Raw genomic sequence first — 18,963 nt, 5'->3', positions numbered from 1 at the left:
TCTCATCAGCAAGGGGCAAGTCTGTGGTCGGTTCCTGTGGCGCAACAGCATTTATTAGTCATCCATCTTGTGTCATGCATGAAATGGGGCTGGGTCATCCCGAGTGTCCCGAGCGCTTGGCGGCTATTCAGGATAGGTTGATTGCCGCTGGAATTTGGGATTATTTGCTCCATCTTACCGCGCAGCCCGCCACACGCGAACAGTTATTACGTGTGCATACTGAGCAATATCTTGATCGCTTGGCCGTCGCTAGTCCCGCGCAAGGTCATGTGCATTTAGAGCCCGATACTGTCCTGAATCCCTATACGGTGAATGCCGCTTACCATTCTGCGGGTGCGGCGATTCAAGGGGTTGATCTGGTGATGCAGGGCAGGGCGCAAAATGTATTTTGCTCAACCCGCCCACCGGGTCATCATGCCGAGCGAGAAAAAGCGCTAGGCTTTTGTTTTCTCAGTAATATTGCAATCGCCGCCAAGCACGCGATGGCCGCATATGGCTTGGAGCGCGTAGCGATTGTTGATTTTGATGTGCATCACGGCAACGGCACCGAGGACTGTTTATGGGACGAGCCGCGTGCTTTGATGGTGAGTATTTTTCAGCATCCATTTTTTCCGTATTCGGGTGACGTGCCAAAAGGCCCAAATATGCGCAATATTTCAATGCCGCGCGCAAGCAAAGGCGCAGAATTTCGTGATGTAGTTCTGCAACAGTGGTTGCCTGCGTTGCACGAATTTAAGCCGCAATTGATTTTGATTTCGGCCGGATTTGATGCTCATCTGGAAGATGATATGGGTTCGATGGGCTTAGTAGAGGCTGATTACGCGTGGGTCACCAAGCAAATTATGAAAATCGCTGAGCAGTATAGTGAAAAGCGGATAGTGTCGATGTTGGAGGGTGGTTACGATTTATCCGCTTTGGCGCGCAGTGTCGCTGAGCACATCAAGGTTTTGGCTGATGTTTAAATCGGCTTTGATGTCTAGATCGTCACTATTTTGCATTATGTTGCTATCAATACTAGTAGGGTGTACTTCAAGCAAGCCACCATCCAATAAGCCTGCTAAGCCAATACCCTCGTTGGCGAATATTCAAGTTGATGGCGCGGGGCGTGAAGTGGTGATGTATGCGTTGGGCTTATTAGAAACCAATTACCAATTTGGCGGCACCAATCCTGAGGCGGGCTTGGATTGCAGTGGCTTAGTGATGTTGGTGTATAAAAATGCGCTGGGCGTAAGCCTGCCGCGCTCTGCGGCTGAAATGGCCTCAGTGGCTAGGCCAGTTTCTAAGGCCAAGCTGCAAGCGGGGGATTTGGTGTTTTTTAAAACCACGGATCGCTCGTTCTCGCACGTTGGGATTTATCTGGGAGACGATAAATTCATTCATGCACCATCCAGTAAAGGCAAAGTGAGAATTGAGTCTTTGGCTAATTCCTATTTCGCGCCGCGCTTTGAAGGTGGCCGAACTTTGATGTCGGCAAATTAATTTTAATTTTCCCTGCAGAGTCCAAAAAGTGGCTTTTTTCATCTCTTGCCAATCGCGCAGGGGATTTCATTCTCTGCTAAAACCCTTGTCATAAAGTCTAATTACTATCGCTTTTTCACATCCAATTCATTTGTTTGTGGCGACTTCTCCGCTTGCGCTTTACTGGGCCGTTTGAGCTGTTGATCTCGCTGTTTAAAACGAATGGGGATACTCCCGATACGCGTTTTTTCTACACTTTGCTACATTGTCCGTATTCCTTTTCAAGTTGATGACCATGTTGATACGTCCTGTTGTCCCCGCTGATTTGGATGCGCTGCTTGCGTTGGCAGCGACTGCGGGTGTCGGCGTAACGACCTTGCAGGCCAATCCGCAGCGTTTGGGCGAACGAATTAATGCCAGTGTTGATAGCCTAAATAGCACGCCAGAATTGGCCGATGCCAGCTACTTATTCGTGCTGGAAGATGATACGACACAGAAAATCGTCGGCATTTGCGGCATCGAAGCCGCACTCGGTATGCACGATACTTGGTACAACTATCGCGTCGGTTTGTCGGTACACGCTTCGCGTGAGCTGGATATCTATAAGCAACTCCCCACTTTATTTTTGACCTCCGATCTCACTGGATCGAGCGAGCTGTGTTCGCTCTTTTTAGCACCGCCGTATCGCAAAGAGGGTAATGGCGCGCTGCTATCGAAAAGCCGTTTTTTGTTTATGGCTGAGTTTCCCGAGCGCTTTGCTGAACGTGTGATTGCTGAAATGCGCGGTGTTTCCGATGAAGCAGGGCAGTCTCCGTTTTGGGAAAGTTTGGGTCGACATTTCTTTACGATGGATTTTGCCAAGGCTGATTTTCTGTCTTATGTCGGCAGTAAATCGTTTATCGCCGAATTGATGCCTAAGCATCCGATTTATACCTGTTTTCTATCCGAAGCGGCGCAAGCGGCGCTGGGCAATGTGCATCCAGCCACCGAACCAGCGCGCGCGATGTTGGAGTCTGAGGGTTTTCGTTACCAAGGCTATGTCGATATTTTTGACGCAGGCCCGAGTTTGGAATGCAGCTTGAGCGATATTCGTGCGGTGCGTTACAGCACCGTGTATCAATCTTTGGCGGTCGCTGCCGCGCCGAAAAATGGTACGCCATGGTTGGTCAGCAATCGCAGCTTGACCGATTTTCGCGTGACTTTGGCCATCACTCGGCCACTTGAAGATTCCTTGCCGTTAACGAGCGATGTTTTGCAACGATTAAATTTAGAAAATGGTGCCAGTATCCGTGCTGTACCTTTATCAGCTAAGGCTTAGAGGAATATACCTATTATGTTGGTGCAATCAACTCAGTCAGTTCAACTATCACAACTTATTCACGGACACTGGTTGTTGGGACAGGGCGAGGCATTTGCTTCGCGCAATCCGGTTTCACAAGTCGTTGTAGGACAAGGTCAATCGGCCAATGCTGAAGACGTGGCGCAAGCGGTGCAAGCCGCTCGCGCAGCCTTTCCGGCTTGGCGCGATTTAGAATTTGCTGAGCGCGTGGCCTTGGTGCGTAACTTTGCTGAGTTACTCAAAAGCAATCAAGCGAGTTTGGCCGATACCATCGGCTTGGAAACAGGCAAGCCGCGCTGGGAAGCGTTGACCGAAGTCGCAACGATGGTCAATAAAATCGAGATCTCTCTGAAAAGTTACGACGAACGCACGGGTACTAAAGAATCACAGCAAGGCGATGCCCAAGCAGTATTGCGTCATCGCCCGCACGGCGTTGTGGCCGTTTTTGGTCCGTATAACTTTCCGGGGCATTTGCCCAACGGGCATATTGTTCCGGCGCTGATTGCAGGTAATTGTGTGGTGTTTAAGCCATCCGAGCTCGCACCAATGACGGCGCAAAGAACCGCCGAATTGTGGATGGCCGCAGGTTTACCAGCCGGCGTGTTGAATGTGCTGCAAGGTGGCCGTGATACAGGCGTGGCTTTGGCGGCGCATGCCGATTTGGATGGGATTTATTTCACCGGTAGCGCCAACACCGGTTACGCCTTGCATCGTCAATTTTCTGGCGCGCCGCAAAAAATTCTTGCGCTGGAAATGGGCGGGAATAACCCATTGATTGTCGAGGAAGTCGCCGAGGTCGATGCCGCGCTGCATCATGTGATTCAATCGGCGTTTATTTCTGCGGGTCAGCGTTGTACTTGCGCGAGGCGTTTACTGATTCCGAATGGCGCATGGGGCGATGCCTTTTTGGCGCGCTTAATCAGCGTAGCGGCGGCGTTGAAAGTCGGCGCGTGGGATGCAGAACCGCAGCCGTTTATGGGCGCGGTGATTTCCTTAGCTGCGGCGGATGCGTTACTCGCAGCGCAAGCGCGTTTGCTGGCGCAGGGCGCAGTTTCGCTCTTGGCGATGGAACGCGTTCAGGCCGGTACGGCTTTATTGTCGCCAGGGATTTTAGATGTCAGTGGCGTGACTGATTTACCCGATGAAGAATACTTTGGTCCGCTATTGCAAGTGCTGCGTTATGACGATTTTAGCGAGGCGCTGGTGCTGGCCAATCGCACGCAGTTTGGCCTAGCGGCGGGTTTGCTGTCTGACTCGCGCGCGCAGTATGAATTATTTTGGCGCGAAGCCCGTGCGGGAATTGTAAATTGGAATAAGCCTTTGACTGGCGCATCAAGCGCCGCGCCATTTGGCGGCATTGGTGCGTCGGGCAATCATCGCGCCAGCGCGTATTACGCCGCCGATTATTGCGCGTATCCAGTCGCGTCGCTAGAAGCTGAGCAACTGGTGTTGCCGGCTCAATTGCCAGCTGGGATGACTTTATGAGCGCAGCTGTGACTATGAACGCCAGCGCATTTGAAGCCAATTTTGATGGCCTGGTTGGGCCTACGCATCATTACGGTGGGCATTCTTTTGGCAATGTTGCTTCGACAGGTAATGCCAAACAAGCGGCTAACCCGCGTGAAGCCGCCTTGCAAGGTTTGGCCAAAATGAAGGCGCTGGCCGATTTGGGTTACCGCCAAGGCGTATTGCCACCGCAAGAACGACCTGCATTGTGGGTTTTGCGCGACCTAGGGTATACGGGTACAGACCAAGAAATTATTAGCTCGCTGGGCAATACGCCAGAAGGGTATTTGTCGGCAATGAGTTCGGCTTCATCGATGTGGACCGCCAATGCCGCGACAGTGAGCCCTTCGGCCGATACGCAAGATCGCCGCGTGCATTTTACCGTCGCTAACTTACAAAATAAATTTCATCGCGCGATTGAACATCGCCAGACTGCGCGTAGTTTGCGCGCTATTTTTTCTAATCCGGCTTACTTTGCGGTGCACGATGCTTTGCCGATGATGGCGGCTTTCGGTGACGAAGGTGCGGCGAATCACACGCGGTTTTGTGATGATTACGGCAAGCAAGGCGTTGAGTTTTTTGTGTATGGCCGTCAGCATTGGGGCGGGCAAGTTGAGCCCACGAAATTCCCTGCGCGGCAAACCCGTGAAGCCTGCGAAGCCGTCATCCGCCGCCACGGCCTTGCTCTAAGCCACACGGTGCTCGCGCAGCAAAATCCTGCTGTGATTGACGCTGGCGTGTTTCATAACGATGTGATCGCAGTGGGCAATCAAGACGTACTGTTTTGCCATCAAGACGCTTTTTTGCATTCGGCACAGGTTTACGCTGAACTCAGCGAAAAAATGGCAGGGCGTTTGCAAGTGATTGAAGTGGCGCGGGATGCAGTCAGCGTTGCCGATGCAGTGAAATCGTATTTATTTAATAGCCAGTTATTGGCCAAAGCCAATGGCAAGCAACGCTTGTTGGTGCCTGAGGAATGCAAAAATACACCCGCGGTGTGGGCGTATTTGCAAGCGTTGCAAAGCAGTGGCGGGCCGATTGATGAATTGCTGGTGTATGACTTAAAACAAAGCATGCAAAACGGCGGCGGCCCTGCGTGCTTGCGCTTGCGTGTCGCGCTTACTGCGCAAGAAGCGCTTGAGGTCAATTCCGGTGTTTGGATGAACGATAAACTCTATCCACAGCTATGCAGTTGGGTGGAGCGAAATTACCGTGATCGTTTGCTCGAAAGCGATTTGCTGGATCCTTTATTGCTAGTGGAAGTGCGCAGCGCACTGGATGAATTAACGCAAATTCTACGTTTGGGCTCGATTTATCCCTTCCAACTGCATGGGCGTGATGAGTAACTGATGTTATGCAGAAAATTCAACAGCTAGATCACGAAAAACACGAAAAAAGGCAAAATCTGAGGCCACTGTGCGTGTCTCACGCATTGAGCTAATGACTCCTGCTCTATTTTTTTTCGTGTTCCCAGTTTTTGATTTTTGAACTTGCTGCGTAATGTCGTAAGTAAGAAAGTTATCCTTGTCAGGAATGACCTGCTAAAATCACGGCTTACTACGCCGAGAAGCCCGTTGAGGAAGATAGCGAATGACTAGTTTTTTACATGAAACCCTTGCCGGACACACGGCCATTGCTTTGCCATATTGCCTGCCCAGTGGCGCTAGTGTGCAAGTGATGGATGAGGGTGTGATCCGCTTTGAGCCACAAGATGGCGTAAAAAACGCTTTAGATCTGGTGATTTCATGCGGTGTGCATGGCAATGAAACTGCGCCCGTTGAGCTGGTTGAACAGCTGATTGAGCAAATCTGTGCGGGTGTAATCAAGGTTCGGGCGCGAGTGCTGTTTATTTTCGGCAATGTGGCGGCATTGCGGCTGGGGCAGCGATTTGTCGAAGAAGATATGAATCGCTTGTTTAGCCGTACGCCAGACGTGGAAGATGGCGTCGAAAAGCGCCGTGCTGCGATGTTAGAAATGCATGTGATGCGCTTCTTTCAAGGTGGCGATGCCAGTAAGCCTCGACTGCATTACGATTTGCACACAGCGATTCACGGTTCATTGATCGAAAAGTTTGCGATTTATCCTTTACCCAAACCGGGTAAGACATTTTCAACGACCGAAATCGCACGTTTGTCTTTGGCGGGTGTTGATACGGTGCTGCTGCAATCGACTAAATCCAGTACGTTTTCGTTTTTTACTAGCTGGCAATGCGATGCGGCGTCGTTCACGATTGAGCTAGGGAGCGCACGGCCATTTGGGCAAAATCAAGGTATTGATTTATCAAAAATGGCGGCGTATCTACAAGGCTTGGTGCACGGTGAAGTGCCTGAACCTGAATTAATCCCTGAGCATGCGCAGATTTTCCGTGTATCGCGCGAAGTGATGAAAAACAGCCACGATTTTAAATTCGCAATCCATGGCAAAACCGATAATTTCACGCCATTGCCAGTGGGGATGGTATTGGCGGTCGATCAAGGCGAAGAATTCGTTATCACAGAAAAAGACGCACGGATTATTTTTCCGAATCCTGATGTGCCACCGGGTCAGCGGGCAGGTTTGATTATCGTTCCCGCACATAATCTGACCGCTTAAGCCGCAAGCAATAAAAAAGCCATTCAGTGATGAATGGCTTTTTTATGCGCGACGTATTTTTATTTAGGCTTCTTTGCCGCTGGTTTGGTCGTTTTCTTATTGCTTTTTGCTGGTGCCTTACTTGTGCTTTTGGCAGGAGCTTTAGCGCTGGCTTTTTTGGTGTTTTTGCTTGCTTTACTACTGCGTGAGCTGACTGCGGCTTTATTGCCCTTTGCTGCTGTTGCTGGTTTACTTATCTTGGCGGGCGCACTACTCACGCGAGTGCATTGCATGACAGTCTTTCTTTTCTTACCTTTGCCAGTCGTTACTTTCTTGCAGACACTTCGTGTCGCTGTGCCAGTGAGATTGTTCACGCTGGCGCTGGCGCTAGCGCTCGTCGCAACGCGTTTAGATTCATTGCTGCTATTGGCTAACATGGTATTGATGTTCAGGCCGTCAGAGCCGCCGTCAGCGATGCGGCGTGCACCGGTAAAGCGAGTCGTCCAATAGTTTTGTCCCATATTGGCGACTTCAACACTGCGCCCTGCGCGTGGCGAATGGATGAAGCGATTGTCGCCCAAGTAAATACCTACGTGAGAAAAAGTGCGGCCTAGCGTATTAAAGAAAACCAAATCACCGGGCTTTAATTCATTTTTGTCGATTGTTCTTCCCGTTTGCGCCATTTCAAAGGCGGTGCGCGGCAAGGTCATATTCATCGAGTTTTGAAAGACATAGCGAATAAAACCACTGCAATCCAAGCCTGATTCCGGTGTATTGCCACCCCAAGTGTATTTCACGCCAATTAAACTCATTGCCGATAAAAGTAGGTCTTGCGCGGGGGTATAGTCGGCGGATCGTTCTGTTGAGCGTTCTTGCGGTTTTTTTATGCGTGGCTTGGCTTTGGGAGCTGGACTTGCGTCCGCATTTCCCCATAGGCTAGCTTGGCTGGTATCGCCGACTGGCATATCCTCATCCGCATAACTGTTAGGCGCGGAAAGGGCGAAAAGTGTGGTGAGAATGACTATCCATTTCATGGGCAGGAACTGTACGGATGTGGAATCGGGCTGTAAAGCATAAAATTGAGAAATTCCAAATTAAAGTTGGTTCAATCATCGGCTAAGCCAGAAGGAATTAAGACCGAATGCTGAAAGAAACGTTCACCGTAATGCGAGATTTACCTCGCGTGCGTGAGATTGTAGCGATTTTGATTCGTTATGGTCTTGGTAATTTGGTGCAGAAATTAGGCTTGAACAAAGGCATTGAACGCGCTAGCGATGCACTTCATTTGCCTGGCGATCATGAGATTGAATTGCTTGATCCCGCTGTGCGTGTGCGTAAAGCGCTCGAGCAATTGGGTCCGACCTTTATTAAACTCGGTCAAGTGCTGGCTACGCGCGTGGATATGTTTACGCCAGAGTGGATTGCTGAATTTGAAAAACTGCAAAATGAAGTGCCGCCGATTGATTTTGCACAGCTTGTGCCTGAATTGCAGCAAGTGCTGGGTGAAGACCCGCATGTGGTGTTTCAAGATCTTGATCCGCAACCAATAGGCTCGGCATCAATTGCGCAAGTGCATCGTGCCAAACTGCAAGATGGCACTGAGGTGGTGCTGAAAATCCGTCGCCCTGGGATTATTCCGAAAATCGAAGCGGATTTACGCATTTTGCGGCATATCGCGACTTTGGCCGAATTTGAATTTCCTGATTTGCGCCGCTATCAGCCAGTGCGAATTGTCGACGAATTTGCCAAATCACTGCGCCGCGAGCTGAATTTATCGACCGAAGCACGCAATCTAGAGCGCTTCGTGCAAAATTTCACTGGTCATGACGAGATTGAGATCCCGCGTATTTGGTGGGAATGGACGGGTGAAAGTCTGAATGTACAAAGTTATATTGGCGGCATTGCGGGTAATGATTTGGCGGCGGCGGATGCGGCGGGATTAGATCGTAAAGTGCTAGCGGCGCGTGGCGCGGATGCGGTACTAAAAATGGTCTTGATCGACGGCTATTTTCACGCTGATCCGCATCCAGGCAATGTGAAGTATTTGGAAGGCAATCGGATCGCGTTTTTGGATTTCGGCATGGTGGGGCGTTTACCGCATCCGCGCCGCGATCAGATTGTGGATTTACTCGCCTCGCTGTCGCAGCGTGATGAGCACGGCATCTTGAATGTGCTGTTGGAATGGACTGGCGAAACGGTGGTGGATGAAGATAAGCTCGCCAGCGATATTGCCGACTTTATGTTCAATTATGAAAATCTGCCGCTTAAAGACGTGCCCTTCGGTCATATGCTCAACGATGTGGCCGTGATTATGCGCGAGCATGAAATCACGCTGCCATCGGATTTAACGCTGCTCTTTAAAGCACTAATTACGCTAGAAGGTTTGGGGCGGCAGCTGGATCCAGACTTTAAAATGGTGCCGCATCTGACGCCGTTTGTGAAAGAAGTGATTTTGGAGCGTTTAAGCCCGAAAACATGGCTTAAAAACGGCAAAGATAATCTGTTTGAAGCGTTTGGCGTGCTATCTGGTTTGCCACGCGATATTGGCAAGCTGATTAAACAAGCACGGCGCGGTAATTTAAAAGTCGATTTAGATTTAAAGCGCCTCGATCGCTTTGGTAATTTAATCGCCAAAAGCGCCAATCGTTTAACGATGGGGATTGTGACCGGTGCGCTGATTATTGGCTCGTCAATTGCGATGACGATCAAAGCGGGGCCGACGATGTTTGGGATGCCGCTCTTGGGTTTTTTAGGTTTTGTATTGGCATTGGTGAATGCAATTTGGTTGATGTTTGCAATCTGGGCGTCGAGCAAGGACGAGCGTTAAGGATTTGGCTCAGATTACTTTCGCCTTCAAAAACTCGTCATTCCCGCATGCTTGTAGCGGGAATCCAGCGGCGCTGCTGGATCCCAGATAAAAGCATTCTGGGATGACGTTCTTGTTGAGCGCATTGATTCGGGGGGCTTATTTTTAGCCCAATCCTAAGAGGGCATATCATCATTCAAATAGGGAGAAAGTTGAGCCAGCCATTGGCTGGTCTTTTCTGCTAATGCAAGGGTATGTGCCGGGCTGCTAGATGGAACGGTGGCTTGATGGATATACCCTGGCATTAATGATGTTCCGAGTTTTGCGGCAGTTTTGCCGTTAAAGACGACAAGCTTTAATTGCGTCAGCTCAGCACACAAATCAGTAAGTGGATTGAGCTGTGCGGCGCTGATGGCGGTATCGAGGCTACCAGGTCGCTGCGCTTTTGCCACCACATCCCACAGGCCAATCCGATGCGCTAAAAGCTGTTCATAGCGCTGATCAAATGGCAGGGCGGTGAGGTCAGTGCGAATGAGCTGGCTCATCATCGGCCAAAAGGCATTGCGAGGATGGGCGTAATAATGCCCCGCATTAAGCGAGGCATCACCTGGCAGGCTACCTAAAATCAATATTCTGCAATCGGCCTGTACAATCGCGCTAAAACTAGCTTTGTGCATCGATCTATTGTGCGTTGCCCAAGATGGCTGATCCATCAAAGCCTAGGCGTAAACCGCCCCAATGACGACCACCAACGATAATCGGTACGTCAACTTCGGTCATAATTTCGCCCGTGTCACGTAAATAGGTTTGCAGCAAAAAGCGCTCAGTATTGCGAGCCGCACGCAAGCCAGCAGGATCGTTGAAGATTCGCTGGTCGCGACTATTTACCAAATCAACGGCTTTGTCGCCGCTGAGTGGCTTGGAGTACCAGCTATTATGTGTTGGGCCGTAACCATTGGTATCAACCGCAAGAGAGAATTTGCCGCCCAAGGCAGTTTTCGCTAATTCGTCGTAAAGCGGTTGGATTTCTTGTACGAAATACTGGTTGTACGTGGTTTTGTATTTTTGCGGCACGCTATTGGGTACGGCTTTGTAATTTTGATCGAACACATCAATGCCGCGTTTCATTAAGCCTTCAATTTTCTCGGCGACCCGATCACGGAATTGGCACACTTGCGTAATCGTTAAGTCCAGCGCGCCTTGGCCGACGGTAAAGCGGCCGATCATCGCTTGGACTTTTTCGGCGGCTTCTGCGACATCGTGTGAAGATTGTGCCGAGCGCCCCATGCGTTCATTTACGCCGAGCGAGAGCTGATGAATTTCTGAAACGTTCGCGTTGACTAAATTATTCGCGACGGTAAATTCTTCTAGCGTCGCAGCAATGCCCGATAGCGCTTCGGCGGTCATCTCAAAATCGCGCATCAAGAGCGAGAATTGATTCGAGGCTTTATCGACGACTTCTTGTGTGCGATTCGCATCAACGGTAATCATCGCAGTTTCAGCTAGAGTTTCTGCGACTTGGCTGAGCATATTGTCGATGTCGCCCGAGATTTCATCGGTAGCGACGCCAACTTTTTCGGCCAGTTTGCGTACTTCATCGGCAACGACGGCAAAGCCACGCCCTTGCTCGCCAGCGCGTGCGGCTTCAATTGCGGCATTGAGCGCCAGTAAATTGGTTTGCCCTGCGATTTCTTTAATTAAATCGACAATGGTTTTGATGCTGGCCGAGCGTTTATTCAAGCCATCAACGGTTTGATTAAAGTTGCCAATTTTTTGCGTGATCGCATTGATGCGATTGGTCACGTCTTGCAGCTCGGCATAAGATTGCCGCGCCATCACTAAGTTTTGTGCCGTTGTTTGCGAGATTTCGCCCGTGCGGCTTGAAACTTGGTTAATGCCTTCGGTTGTTGAGTTACTGGCTTCAACGACTTTTTTGGCTAATTGATCTTGTTGCGTGGTCGCGGATGCAGAATCTTTAATGTGTTTTTGTGATTTAGCAGCTTCCAGCGCCATCCCAACGGTCATTGTTTGCACGTTTGAGACAATATCGCGCTGCTTACTTAAAAAGCGGTTGCACGTTAAAGCAAGCTGGCTGATTTCATCGGAATAAGGCGCAGGAATGTTTTTGGAAAGATCACCATCATGGCTGGCTGCGTCGTCAAACACTTGGTCGATCAAGCGAATGGGTTTGGTAATCCAGAAGTGCAAATAGGTCACTTCAATAATGCAGAGCAGCGCGGTAATAAAAAGTGCAATCCAAGCGTAAAGCTTGAGTTGACTTAGTTCATCGATAATTTGCTGGCGAGTTGATGCATCGAGTTGACTCACAACGCGAGATAGCGTCGACTCCGCCGATGCAATGGCGATGAGCATAAGCGTTGGAAAGACTAAAAATAGTCCAATGAAAGCAAATTTTCTTCCGAGAGTCGGAATGAAGTTGCGTTCAAAGGATTTGTGAAAATCTGCAGCCCAGCTCATAGCTCACCTTATGGATTCAATAGACTTTTTATTGTTTTTAGCTCTATGCACGGACTCAAGGCAAGCGCATTTCCAGTATTAATCACCAAACGCGACGGCCAAATCATCCAGTGTGAGGTGCCAATTCTTTAACATGCGGCTAAAAACGGCGAGTTCTGCGTCACAGATTTCTTGGTCTGACTTAGCAATATCAAGTGCCAATGCGGCAAGTTGTAAACGTTTTTGTGGCTCGTCGATGGTTTCAAGCAGATCGTCAATGCGTTGCTTGTCGATTAGTTTAATTTGGCCATTTTCATCGGCTTCGTCAGTAATGTCATTGCAGTAGGCTTGTAGTACCTGGATAAAGCCTTTACGGGTAATCCCGAGGATTTCGTAGGCGTGCAGATGCTCGAGTTCGTCGATTTCTTCGGGATCAAAGCTGCCATCACACATCATTTGCATCACTAAGATACGTGCCATTGCTTCTGGACTATTGGCTGGATATTTTTTCATTCGCTGATGCTCCTGAGCATGCTAGAACTTGCCGCAAGGATTCGGGCAAGTGGGTGATTTTTCGTTCCGTGTAACTAAAGCTGGCCATGGTGGTTTTGGCTTTAGCAATGGTCTTGTCTTGGTTTGTTACATGATAATAAAGTTCAAACTGTGCCTTACTGATTTCAGCTACGCCAAGGCGAATATGCAACAGATCGCCATGAAAAGCTTCTTGCATAAAGACCAGTGTGGCATCGCAAAGGATTAAACCTGCGCCGCCAACGTCTAATTCATCGCGAAAACCGATACTTTTTAACCAGAGTACGCGAGCTTCGTGCAGTAGGCCGAGTAAGGCATCATTAGCTAAGTGATTGCCATAGTTGATCTCGCTAATTCGAACAGAAATATCGCATTGAAACAACTTGCACTCTGGTAAGTCGAGTTTAATTCGTGGCATAGTAGTTTTAATGAATAAAGTGGTTTGAGTTTATGCTCGACACTCTGATGCTGCAATAGCTTTGGCCTGCTAGACTAAATTATCAATTGATTAAGGAGTTTCATCATGTATCAACGAATCTTAGTGCCAGTCGATCACAGTGATACCAGTGCGGCGGCTTTGCAAGAGGCGAAACGCTTGGCTAATGAGCAGCACGCCATCGTTCGCTTGGTGCATGTGATTGATTTGGCTCAGTTTGCGTGGAGTGCGAATGAATTTTTGGATGTGCCGCAATTGCAAAGTTCTTTGCGCGTTGGCGGGCAAAATTTATTAGATTCGCGTGCCGAAGAGTTGCGCGCTGCAGGCTTAACGGTCGAAGTCGATTTGTTGGAAATTTGGGGCGGGCAAATTGCGCGTTCCTTGGTTGAAGAGGGTGAGAAGTGGCAGGCCGAGTTGTTGGTGATGGGGACGCACGGTTACGGTGGTTTAACGCATCTTTTGCTCGGTAGCGTTGCTGAGGGTGTGTTGCGACATACCAAAACGCCGGTTTTATTGGTGAGAGCACCGCAAAATGACGCTTGAAATACCGGTCATCACGCCACTGCGTGTGGATGACCATAGCCGAGATATTGCGGGCCTAACTTATGTGTATCCGGTGGTGTCGCGTCGTGCGGGTGGTGTTTCAGTCGGGATTAATTTAAATCCAAACAATGCCTGTAATTGGCGCTGTGTGTATTGCCAGGTACCTGATTTACAGCGCGGCCCAGCGCCCGATACCCTCGTTTCTCAGCTTGAATCTGAGCTTGATTTGATGCTGAACGACATCGTGCATGGCGATTTTATGCAGCGCGCTGTGCCTGAAGGTGCGCGGCGTTTGAACGATATTGCGTTTTCTGGCAATGGCGAGCCGACCACATCTGCGCAGTTTTTGGAGTGTATTGACGTGGTTGGGCGTGCTTTAGATCGATTTGTGCTGCGTGGGCAAATTAAAACCGTATTGATTACCAATGGTAGTCAGCTCGATAAAGCCAATGTGCAAGCGGGTTTGCAGCAAATGGCGACGATGCAGGGCGAAGTGTGGTTTAAGCTCGATCGTGCGCCGCAAGATGGCTTTGAATTTGTAAACCAAATCAAACTGAATCGCCAGCAAGTGACGCGTCGTTTGGCGACGGCCGCGGCCTTGTGCCCTACGTGGGTGCAGACCTGCATGTTTGCGCTGGATGGTGAATTGCCTGACGAGGCAGTATTGAGTGCATACGTGGGATTTTTGGCCGAGCAATTGGCGCAAGGTGTGCCTTTGCAGGGCGTGTTGCTCTATGGTTTGGCACGGCCGTCATTGCAGATTGAGGCACCGCGCCTTGCGGCTGCACCCACTGAGTGGATGCAGCAGTTGGCTGCGCGGATTGAAGCGATTGGCTTGCCCGTTAAACTGAGCGTTTAGGCTAAAGCAGCTTCAGTTTCTTTGGCTTTTTGGATTAACTCGCTGAGTAATTCAGGGCGTTCAGTGCGTAAAATTTCCAGTACTTGAAGTTCTTCTTTACGTAAGCTCGCCAAGTCGATTCCTTCCACATGCACCACACGAAGGAGTTCGGCGACGGGCTTGGGCATATTGCGGCCACTTTCGTAGCGCGAGCCACCACTTTGGGTGACGCCGATTTGGCTCCAGAAATCTTGTTGGTTCATTCCGAGCTGCTTGCGAATGTCACGAGGGCTGAGTTTTTTGCTCATGGTCTACTCCTTTCGAATGGCATAATGATTTCACTTGCATTCATCATATAAGCCATCGCTTTATGACACATGGCACTGTTGCATGTGACGTGTGTGTTTTATTACATCGCAAAGATTGAATTTTTCTGCTAGGCAGGATTTTTCAAATAAAAAGGCTCACATTACTGTGAGCCTTTTTATTTGGTATGTATATCTATGTAGCTTATTTAAAATAATGGCTAGGTGGCTATACCCTAGTGTTTTATGAGCTCAAAATCATCTCTTTCATCTGCAATGTCTTTAAATAGATTCATGATGGCTTCGGCGTCTTTTTTATCTAGGAATGCCAAGGATTGCTGGCAGTCGGGCCAGTGAATTTGTATCGGGCCAGCCAAGTCGGTCGATAAAAAATCGTAGAGCGCATCTAGATTGGCGCCGAATTCAGCCGGTAGCTCGATCTGCTCGCCCAGTTGCTGATAAATATCGTGCAGCGTGCGAATTTGGCGCAATTGAATTTGAGTTTTTATTGGCATGCTGGCACCTCGGTGAATGTGGCGTAATGATCGGTGGTGATGTAACGCGCACCGCTGTTTTGATCGCCCTTGGTTTGGTAGATAAAACGTTTAGCATTGCGCTTTTTACCTTGGTAATCCAAATCAGCTTCAAAATAATTGCCGCGAGGCAGGCGTTGCTCACGATTGCCAAAGCGATCGCCACCGATGGATTTGCCCGGCTGGGTTTGCCATAGGCTGTTCCCCGGCTGCCAGCCCGCATTCTTAGCTTGTTTCTTGGTGACAAATTTTTCCGGCAAGTGCTGGCTGCGATTGAGTGAATTCAAAATGTCGGCCAATTCTGCTGCTGGCAGTGATTTTTGCTGCGCGAGGGTTTGTGCGACTTGTTGGCACGACGCGGCAAAGCTCGCGCCGCTAGTCAGCAGCGCTAGAGTAAAAATTAGGGCTTTCATTGCGCCTATCCTTGAGATTAAGTGCTTATTATTATTCTGCCTTAACTTGAAGGTCAAAATTGATCGCCGATGTTGGGTAAATCGGGTATTGCGGGTTGTCGCAAAAGGGCTTCTGTGCTAACTTCGGCAGTTCCCTGATAGCCTTATTTGCGATGATTGTTATGGCTCAAACGCTCTACGACAAACTCTGGCAGTCTCACGTTGTGCATGAAGAAGCCGACGGTACTTGCTTAATCTATATCGACCGTCATTTGGTACACGAAGTGACGAGTCCACAAGCCTTTGAAGGCTTAAAACTAGCGCATCGACTGCCGTGGCGCAATTCGTCTGTCGTTGCGACAGCCGATCACAATACGCCAACCAATGAATGGGAAAAAGGGATTCAAGATCCTATTTCTCGTTTGCAAGTTGAAACCCTAGACGCGAACATTAAAGAGTTTGGCGCGCTAGCGTATTTCCCGTTTAAAGACCTGCGCCAAGGTATTGTGCATGTGGTTGGCCCAGAGAATGGCGCAACTTTGCCGGGCATGACCGTCGTTTGTGGCGATAGCCATACTTCAACGCACGGCGCATTTGCTGCGTTGGCGCATGGTATTGGCACGTCGGAAGTGGAGCATGTACTCGCAACGCAAACTTTGGTCGCAAAAAAATCTAAAGCGATGCTGGTGCGCGTCGATGGCCAAGTCGGTTGTGGCGTTACCGCGAAAGATATCGCTTTGGCGATTATCGGCAAAATTGGCACGGCGGGTGGTACAGGCTATGCGATTGAGTTTGGCGGCGAAGCGATTCGCGCCTTGTCGATTGAGGGCCGGATGACGCTGTGCAATATGGCGATTGAAGCCGGCGCACGCGCTGGTATGGTCGCAGCTGATCAAAAAACATTCGACTACCTTAAAGGTCGTCCTTTTGCGCCGACAGCGGAGCAATGGGATGCAGCAGTGGCAAACTGGAAAAACCTCGTTTCGGACGAAGGTGCGGTGTTTGACGCTGTCGTTGAATTAAATGCAGCAGACATCGAGCCGCAAATCACTTGGGGCACCTCGCCTGAGCAAGTGTTGGGCGTATCTGGAAAAGTACCTGATCCAGCGGCGCAAACGGATGCAACCAAGCAGGGTAGCTACACGCGTGCCTTGCAATATATGGGTTTAGAAGCCAATACCCCACTGACTGATATTAAAATCGATAAAGTCTTTATCGGCTCCTGTACCAATAGCCGAATCGAAGATTTGCGTGCGGCTGCGGGTGTGGTGAAAGGCAAGAAAAAAGCCGATAGCGTGAAATTAGTCTTGATTGTGCCAGGCTCAGGTTTAGTGAAAGCGCAAGCGGAAGCCGAAGGCTTGCATCAAGTCTTTATCGACGCGGGTTTTGAGTGGCGTGAGCCGGGCTGTTCGATGTGCTTGGCGATGAATGCGGATCGCTTGGAGCCAGGTGAGCGTTGCGCGTCCACGTCGAATCGCAATTTTGAAGGTCGCCAAGGTCAAGGTGGTCGTACGCATTTGGTGAGCCCAGAAATGGCCGCCGCGGCAGCGATTGCTGGGCATTTTGTTGACGTACGCGATTTTGCTTAAGGATTTGTCTATGTTGCGTTCATTATTCTTGTGTAGTTTCGTGCTGGCGTTAACGGCTTGCAATACCGTGTCGGGCATCGGTCAAGATATTAAAAAAGGTGGCGAAGCCATCGAAAAGGCGGCGAAATGAAAGCATTTGTCTCTTTGGATGGTTTGGTTTGCGCGATGGATAGAGCCAACGTCGACACCGACGCGATTATTCCAAAGCAATTTTTAAAATCAATTAAGCGTTCAGGCTTTGGCCCGAATTTGTTTGATGAGTGGCGTTATCTGGATCAGGGCGAGCCGGGCATCGACAACAGCCAGCGCAAACTCAATCCAGATTTCGAACTGAATTTGCCACGCAATCAAGGCGCGCAAGTATTGCTAGCACGCGATAATTTTGGCTGCGGCTCTTCGCGCGAACATGCACCATGGGCAATTGAAGACTTCGGTTTCTGTGCGCTGATTGCACCGAGTTTTGCTGATATTTTCTTTAATAATTGTTTTAAAAACGGTTTATTGCCGATTGTTCAGCCCGCTGCCGTGATCGATCAGTTATTTGCTGAGGCGAAAACTGAAGGTTATCGTCTAAAAATTGATTTGGCTGCGCAAACGATTACAACACCAAGCGGTGAAGTGTTTCCGTTTGATGTAACTGAGCATCGTAAGCATTGTTTACTCAATGGTTTGGATGAAATTGGTTTGACTTTAGCGCATAGTGACAAAATTCGTGCATTTGAAGCGCTGCATCAAGCAAATCAACCTTGGTTATTTGCTAAGTAATGCAATAAATAAAGCGGCTGATTCACTGGAGCCGCTTTTTTCAACTTGAATCAATATTATTCTTCGAGTTTTGTCGTATCCTTTTACGGTCGAACTCATTATTGGAAACTAAACGAATGATCCTGCATAAATTTAAAAATCAAAGCGATTTAGATCGTGCCGCAGCCGACCTGATTATTTCTATGGTACGCAGCAAACCGAACGCCATTTTGGGTATGGCAACCGGTGGTACGCCAGTGGGTTTGTACAAAGAAATTGTAAAAACCTATCAAGCAGGTTTGGTGAGCTTTGCGCACGCAAAAACATTTAATCTGGATGAATACGTTGGTTTGCCAGTGACGCATAAAGAAAGCTATCGCAACTTTATGCAAACAAATTTGTTTGACCATATCGATATTCAAGCCGGTAATACGCACGTGCCGGATGGCAATGCGGCTGACGTTGATGCAGAATGCCGTTTGTACGACAAAATGATGTTTGAGCAAGGTCCGGTGGATTTGCAATTGCTCGGCATTGGCGGCAATGGTCATATCGGTTTTAACGAGCCGGATGAGCATTTGTCACGCGGTACGTACAAAGTCACGTTGAAGCAAGAAACTCGCGAAGCGAATAAACGCTTCTTTAACCACATCGACGAAGTGCCAACCCATGCGGTAACGATGGGCATGGGTACGATCATGCAAGCGCGCGCGATTTTGCTCGTGGTGAAAGGCGCTGAGAAAGCTGAGATTCTGGATCGCACCTTGAATGGCCCAATCACGACGCAATTGCCAGCTTCATTGCTGCAAACGCACCCACGTGTGATCGTGATGACGGACTGCGATGTGAACTACAAAGTATCGTTCTAAGCGAATGGTCTTGGCAAAAAGAGGGGCTAGCCCCTCTTTTTCTACG

General features: G+C 49.3%; 21 protein-coding genes. 13 read left to right on the top strand and 8 right to left on the bottom strand.

Features of this window, described 5'->3' with window-relative positions; all coding sequences use genetic code 11:
* Positions 1-23 precede the first annotated feature (23 nt).
* From Q320_RS0102015 to astE, 6 genes are all read left to right on the top strand, one after another.
* On the top strand, positions 24-962 hold the full coding sequence (locus Q320_RS0102015; RefSeq protein ID WP_027467618.1) for a histone deacetylase family protein: 939 nt from the start codon (positions 24-26) through the stop codon (positions 960-962).
* 112 nt (positions 963-1,074) lie between these two features.
* On the top strand, positions 1,075-1,479 hold the full coding sequence (locus Q320_RS0102010) for a C40 family peptidase (protein WP_245590949.1): 405 nt from the start codon (positions 1,075-1,077) through the stop codon (positions 1,477-1,479).
* 274 nt (positions 1,480-1,753) lie between these two features.
* The gene (gene astA / locus Q320_RS0102005; RefSeq protein WP_027467616.1) at positions 1,754-2,776 is read left to right on the top strand and encodes an arginine N-succinyltransferase; all 1,023 of its coding nucleotides are present in this window, start codon (positions 1,754-1,756) and stop codon (positions 2,774-2,776) included.
* A gap of 15 nt (positions 2,777-2,791) precedes the next feature.
* Positions 2,792-4,282, top strand: coding sequence for a succinylglutamate-semialdehyde dehydrogenase (gene astD / locus Q320_RS0102000; protein ID WP_051534385.1), 1,491 nt, complete (start codon positions 2,792-2,794; stop codon positions 4,280-4,282).
* Positions 4,279-5,649, top strand: coding sequence for an N-succinylarginine dihydrolase (gene astB, locus Q320_RS0101995; RefSeq protein WP_027467614.1), 1,371 nt, complete (start codon positions 4,279-4,281; stop codon positions 5,647-5,649). Before astD ends, astB begins: the two co-directional genes overlap by 4 nt.
* A gap of 244 nt (positions 5,650-5,893) precedes the next feature.
* The gene (astE, locus tag Q320_RS18080; RefSeq protein WP_051534384.1) at positions 5,894-6,895 is read left to right on the top strand and encodes a succinylglutamate desuccinylase; all 1,002 of its coding nucleotides are present in this window, start codon (positions 5,894-5,896) and stop codon (positions 6,893-6,895) included.
* A gap of 59 nt (positions 6,896-6,954) precedes the next feature.
* Here astE and Q320_RS18075 read toward each other — a convergent pair whose 3' ends face one another.
* A complete protein-coding gene (locus tag Q320_RS18075; RefSeq protein WP_084282277.1) occupies positions 6,955-7,908 on the bottom strand; it encodes a C40 family peptidase in 954 nt (317 codons plus the stop codon).
* Positions 7,909-8,015: 107 nt separating this feature from the next.
* Here Q320_RS18075 and Q320_RS0101980 point away from each other — a divergent pair, with 107 nt between their 5' ends.
* On the top strand, positions 8,016-9,701 hold the full coding sequence (locus tag Q320_RS0101980) for an ABC1 kinase family protein (RefSeq protein WP_027467613.1): 1,686 nt from the start codon (positions 8,016-8,018) through the stop codon (positions 9,699-9,701).
* Positions 9,702-9,856: 155 nt separating this feature from the next.
* On the opposite strand, the gene Q320_RS0101975 is transcribed toward Q320_RS0101980, so the two are convergent.
* From Q320_RS0101975 to Q320_RS0101960, 4 genes are all read right to left on the bottom strand, one after another.
* Positions 9,857-10,357 carry a DNA-deoxyinosine glycosylase gene (locus tag Q320_RS0101975; protein WP_027467612.1) on the bottom strand — a complete coding sequence of 167 codons (501 nt, stop codon included), beginning with the start codon at positions 10,355-10,357 and terminating at the stop codon, positions 9,857-9,859.
* 4 nt (positions 10,358-10,361) lie between these two features.
* Entirely contained in the window at positions 10,362-12,053 is a 1,692-nt protein-coding gene (locus tag Q320_RS0101970; RefSeq protein WP_169734422.1) for a methyl-accepting chemotaxis protein, read from the bottom strand.
* A gap of 183 nt (positions 12,054-12,236) precedes the next feature.
* Positions 12,237-12,650, bottom strand: coding sequence for a tellurite resistance TerB family protein (locus Q320_RS0101965; RefSeq protein WP_027467610.1), 414 nt, complete (start codon positions 12,648-12,650; stop codon positions 12,237-12,239).
* Positions 12,628-13,086 (bottom strand): acyl-CoA thioesterase, encoded by a 459-nt coding sequence (locus Q320_RS0101960; RefSeq protein ID WP_027467609.1) that lies wholly within the window; start codon positions 13,084-13,086, stop codon positions 12,628-12,630. Before Q320_RS0101960 ends, Q320_RS0101965 begins: the two co-directional genes overlap by 23 nt.
* 105 nt (positions 13,087-13,191) lie before the next feature.
* On the opposite strand from Q320_RS0101960, the gene Q320_RS0101955 reads away from it, so the two are divergent.
* Together Q320_RS0101955 and Q320_RS0101950 are read left to right on the top strand one after the other, a co-directional pair.
* A complete protein-coding gene (locus Q320_RS0101955) occupies positions 13,192-13,647 on the top strand; it encodes a universal stress protein (protein ID WP_027467608.1) in 456 nt (151 codons plus the stop codon).
* Complete coding sequence (locus Q320_RS0101950) at positions 13,637-14,506, top strand: radical SAM protein (RefSeq protein ID WP_051534382.1); 870 nt, start codon at positions 13,637-13,639, stop codon at positions 14,504-14,506. The genes Q320_RS0101955 and Q320_RS0101950 overlap by 11 nt, the downstream gene beginning before the upstream one ends.
* On the opposite strand, the gene Q320_RS0101945 is transcribed toward Q320_RS0101950, so the two are convergent.
* The 3 genes from Q320_RS0101945 to Q320_RS0101935 all read right to left on the bottom strand — a co-directional run bounded on the left by Q320_RS0101945 (position 14,503) and on the right by Q320_RS0101935 (position 15,736).
* Complete coding sequence (locus tag Q320_RS0101945; protein WP_027467606.1) at positions 14,503-14,793, bottom strand: helix-turn-helix domain-containing protein; 291 nt, start codon at positions 14,791-14,793, stop codon at positions 14,503-14,505. The genes Q320_RS0101950 and Q320_RS0101945 overlap by 4 nt on opposite strands.
* 233 nt (positions 14,794-15,026) lie before the next feature.
* The gene (locus Q320_RS0101940) at positions 15,027-15,305 is read right to left on the bottom strand and encodes a barstar family protein (RefSeq protein ID WP_027467605.1); all 279 of its coding nucleotides are present in this window, start codon (positions 15,303-15,305) and stop codon (positions 15,027-15,029) included.
* A complete protein-coding gene (locus Q320_RS0101935) occupies positions 15,296-15,736 on the bottom strand; it encodes a ribonuclease domain-containing protein (protein ID WP_027467604.1) in 441 nt (146 codons plus the stop codon). The genes Q320_RS0101940 and Q320_RS0101935 overlap by 10 nt, the downstream gene beginning before the upstream one ends.
* Positions 15,737-15,897: 161 nt before the next feature.
* Between Q320_RS0101935 and leuC the strand changes: the two genes are divergently transcribed.
* The 4 genes from leuC (at position 15,898) to nagB (ending at position 18,917) form a co-directional block, all read left to right on the top strand.
* On the top strand, positions 15,898-17,304 hold the full coding sequence (gene leuC / locus Q320_RS0101930) for a 3-isopropylmalate dehydratase large subunit (protein WP_373277161.1): 1,407 nt from the start codon (positions 15,898-15,900) through the stop codon (positions 17,302-17,304).
* 10 nt (positions 17,305-17,314) lie between these two features.
* On the top strand, positions 17,315-17,434 hold the full coding sequence (locus Q320_RS21155; protein WP_084282275.1) for an entericidin A/B family lipoprotein: 120 nt from the start codon (positions 17,315-17,317) through the stop codon (positions 17,432-17,434).
* Entirely contained in the window at positions 17,431-18,069 is a 639-nt protein-coding gene (gene leuD / locus Q320_RS0101920; protein WP_027467602.1) for a 3-isopropylmalate dehydratase small subunit, read from the top strand. The genes Q320_RS21155 and leuD overlap by 4 nt, the downstream gene beginning before the upstream one ends.
* Before the next feature lie 116 nt (positions 18,070-18,185).
* The gene (gene nagB / locus Q320_RS0101915) at positions 18,186-18,917 is read left to right on the top strand and encodes a glucosamine-6-phosphate deaminase (protein ID WP_027467601.1); all 732 of its coding nucleotides are present in this window, start codon (positions 18,186-18,188) and stop codon (positions 18,915-18,917) included.
* Positions 18,918-18,963: the final 46 nt, after the last annotated feature.

The organism is Deefgea rivuli DSM 18356, from assembly GCF_000620145.1.
GTDB classification, from domain to species: Bacteria; Pseudomonadota; Gammaproteobacteria; order Burkholderiales; family Chitinibacteraceae; genus Deefgea; species Deefgea rivuli.
The sequence above is the reverse complement of the archived record's forward strand: the minus strand, read 5'-3'. Positions and strand labels throughout refer to the sequence as shown.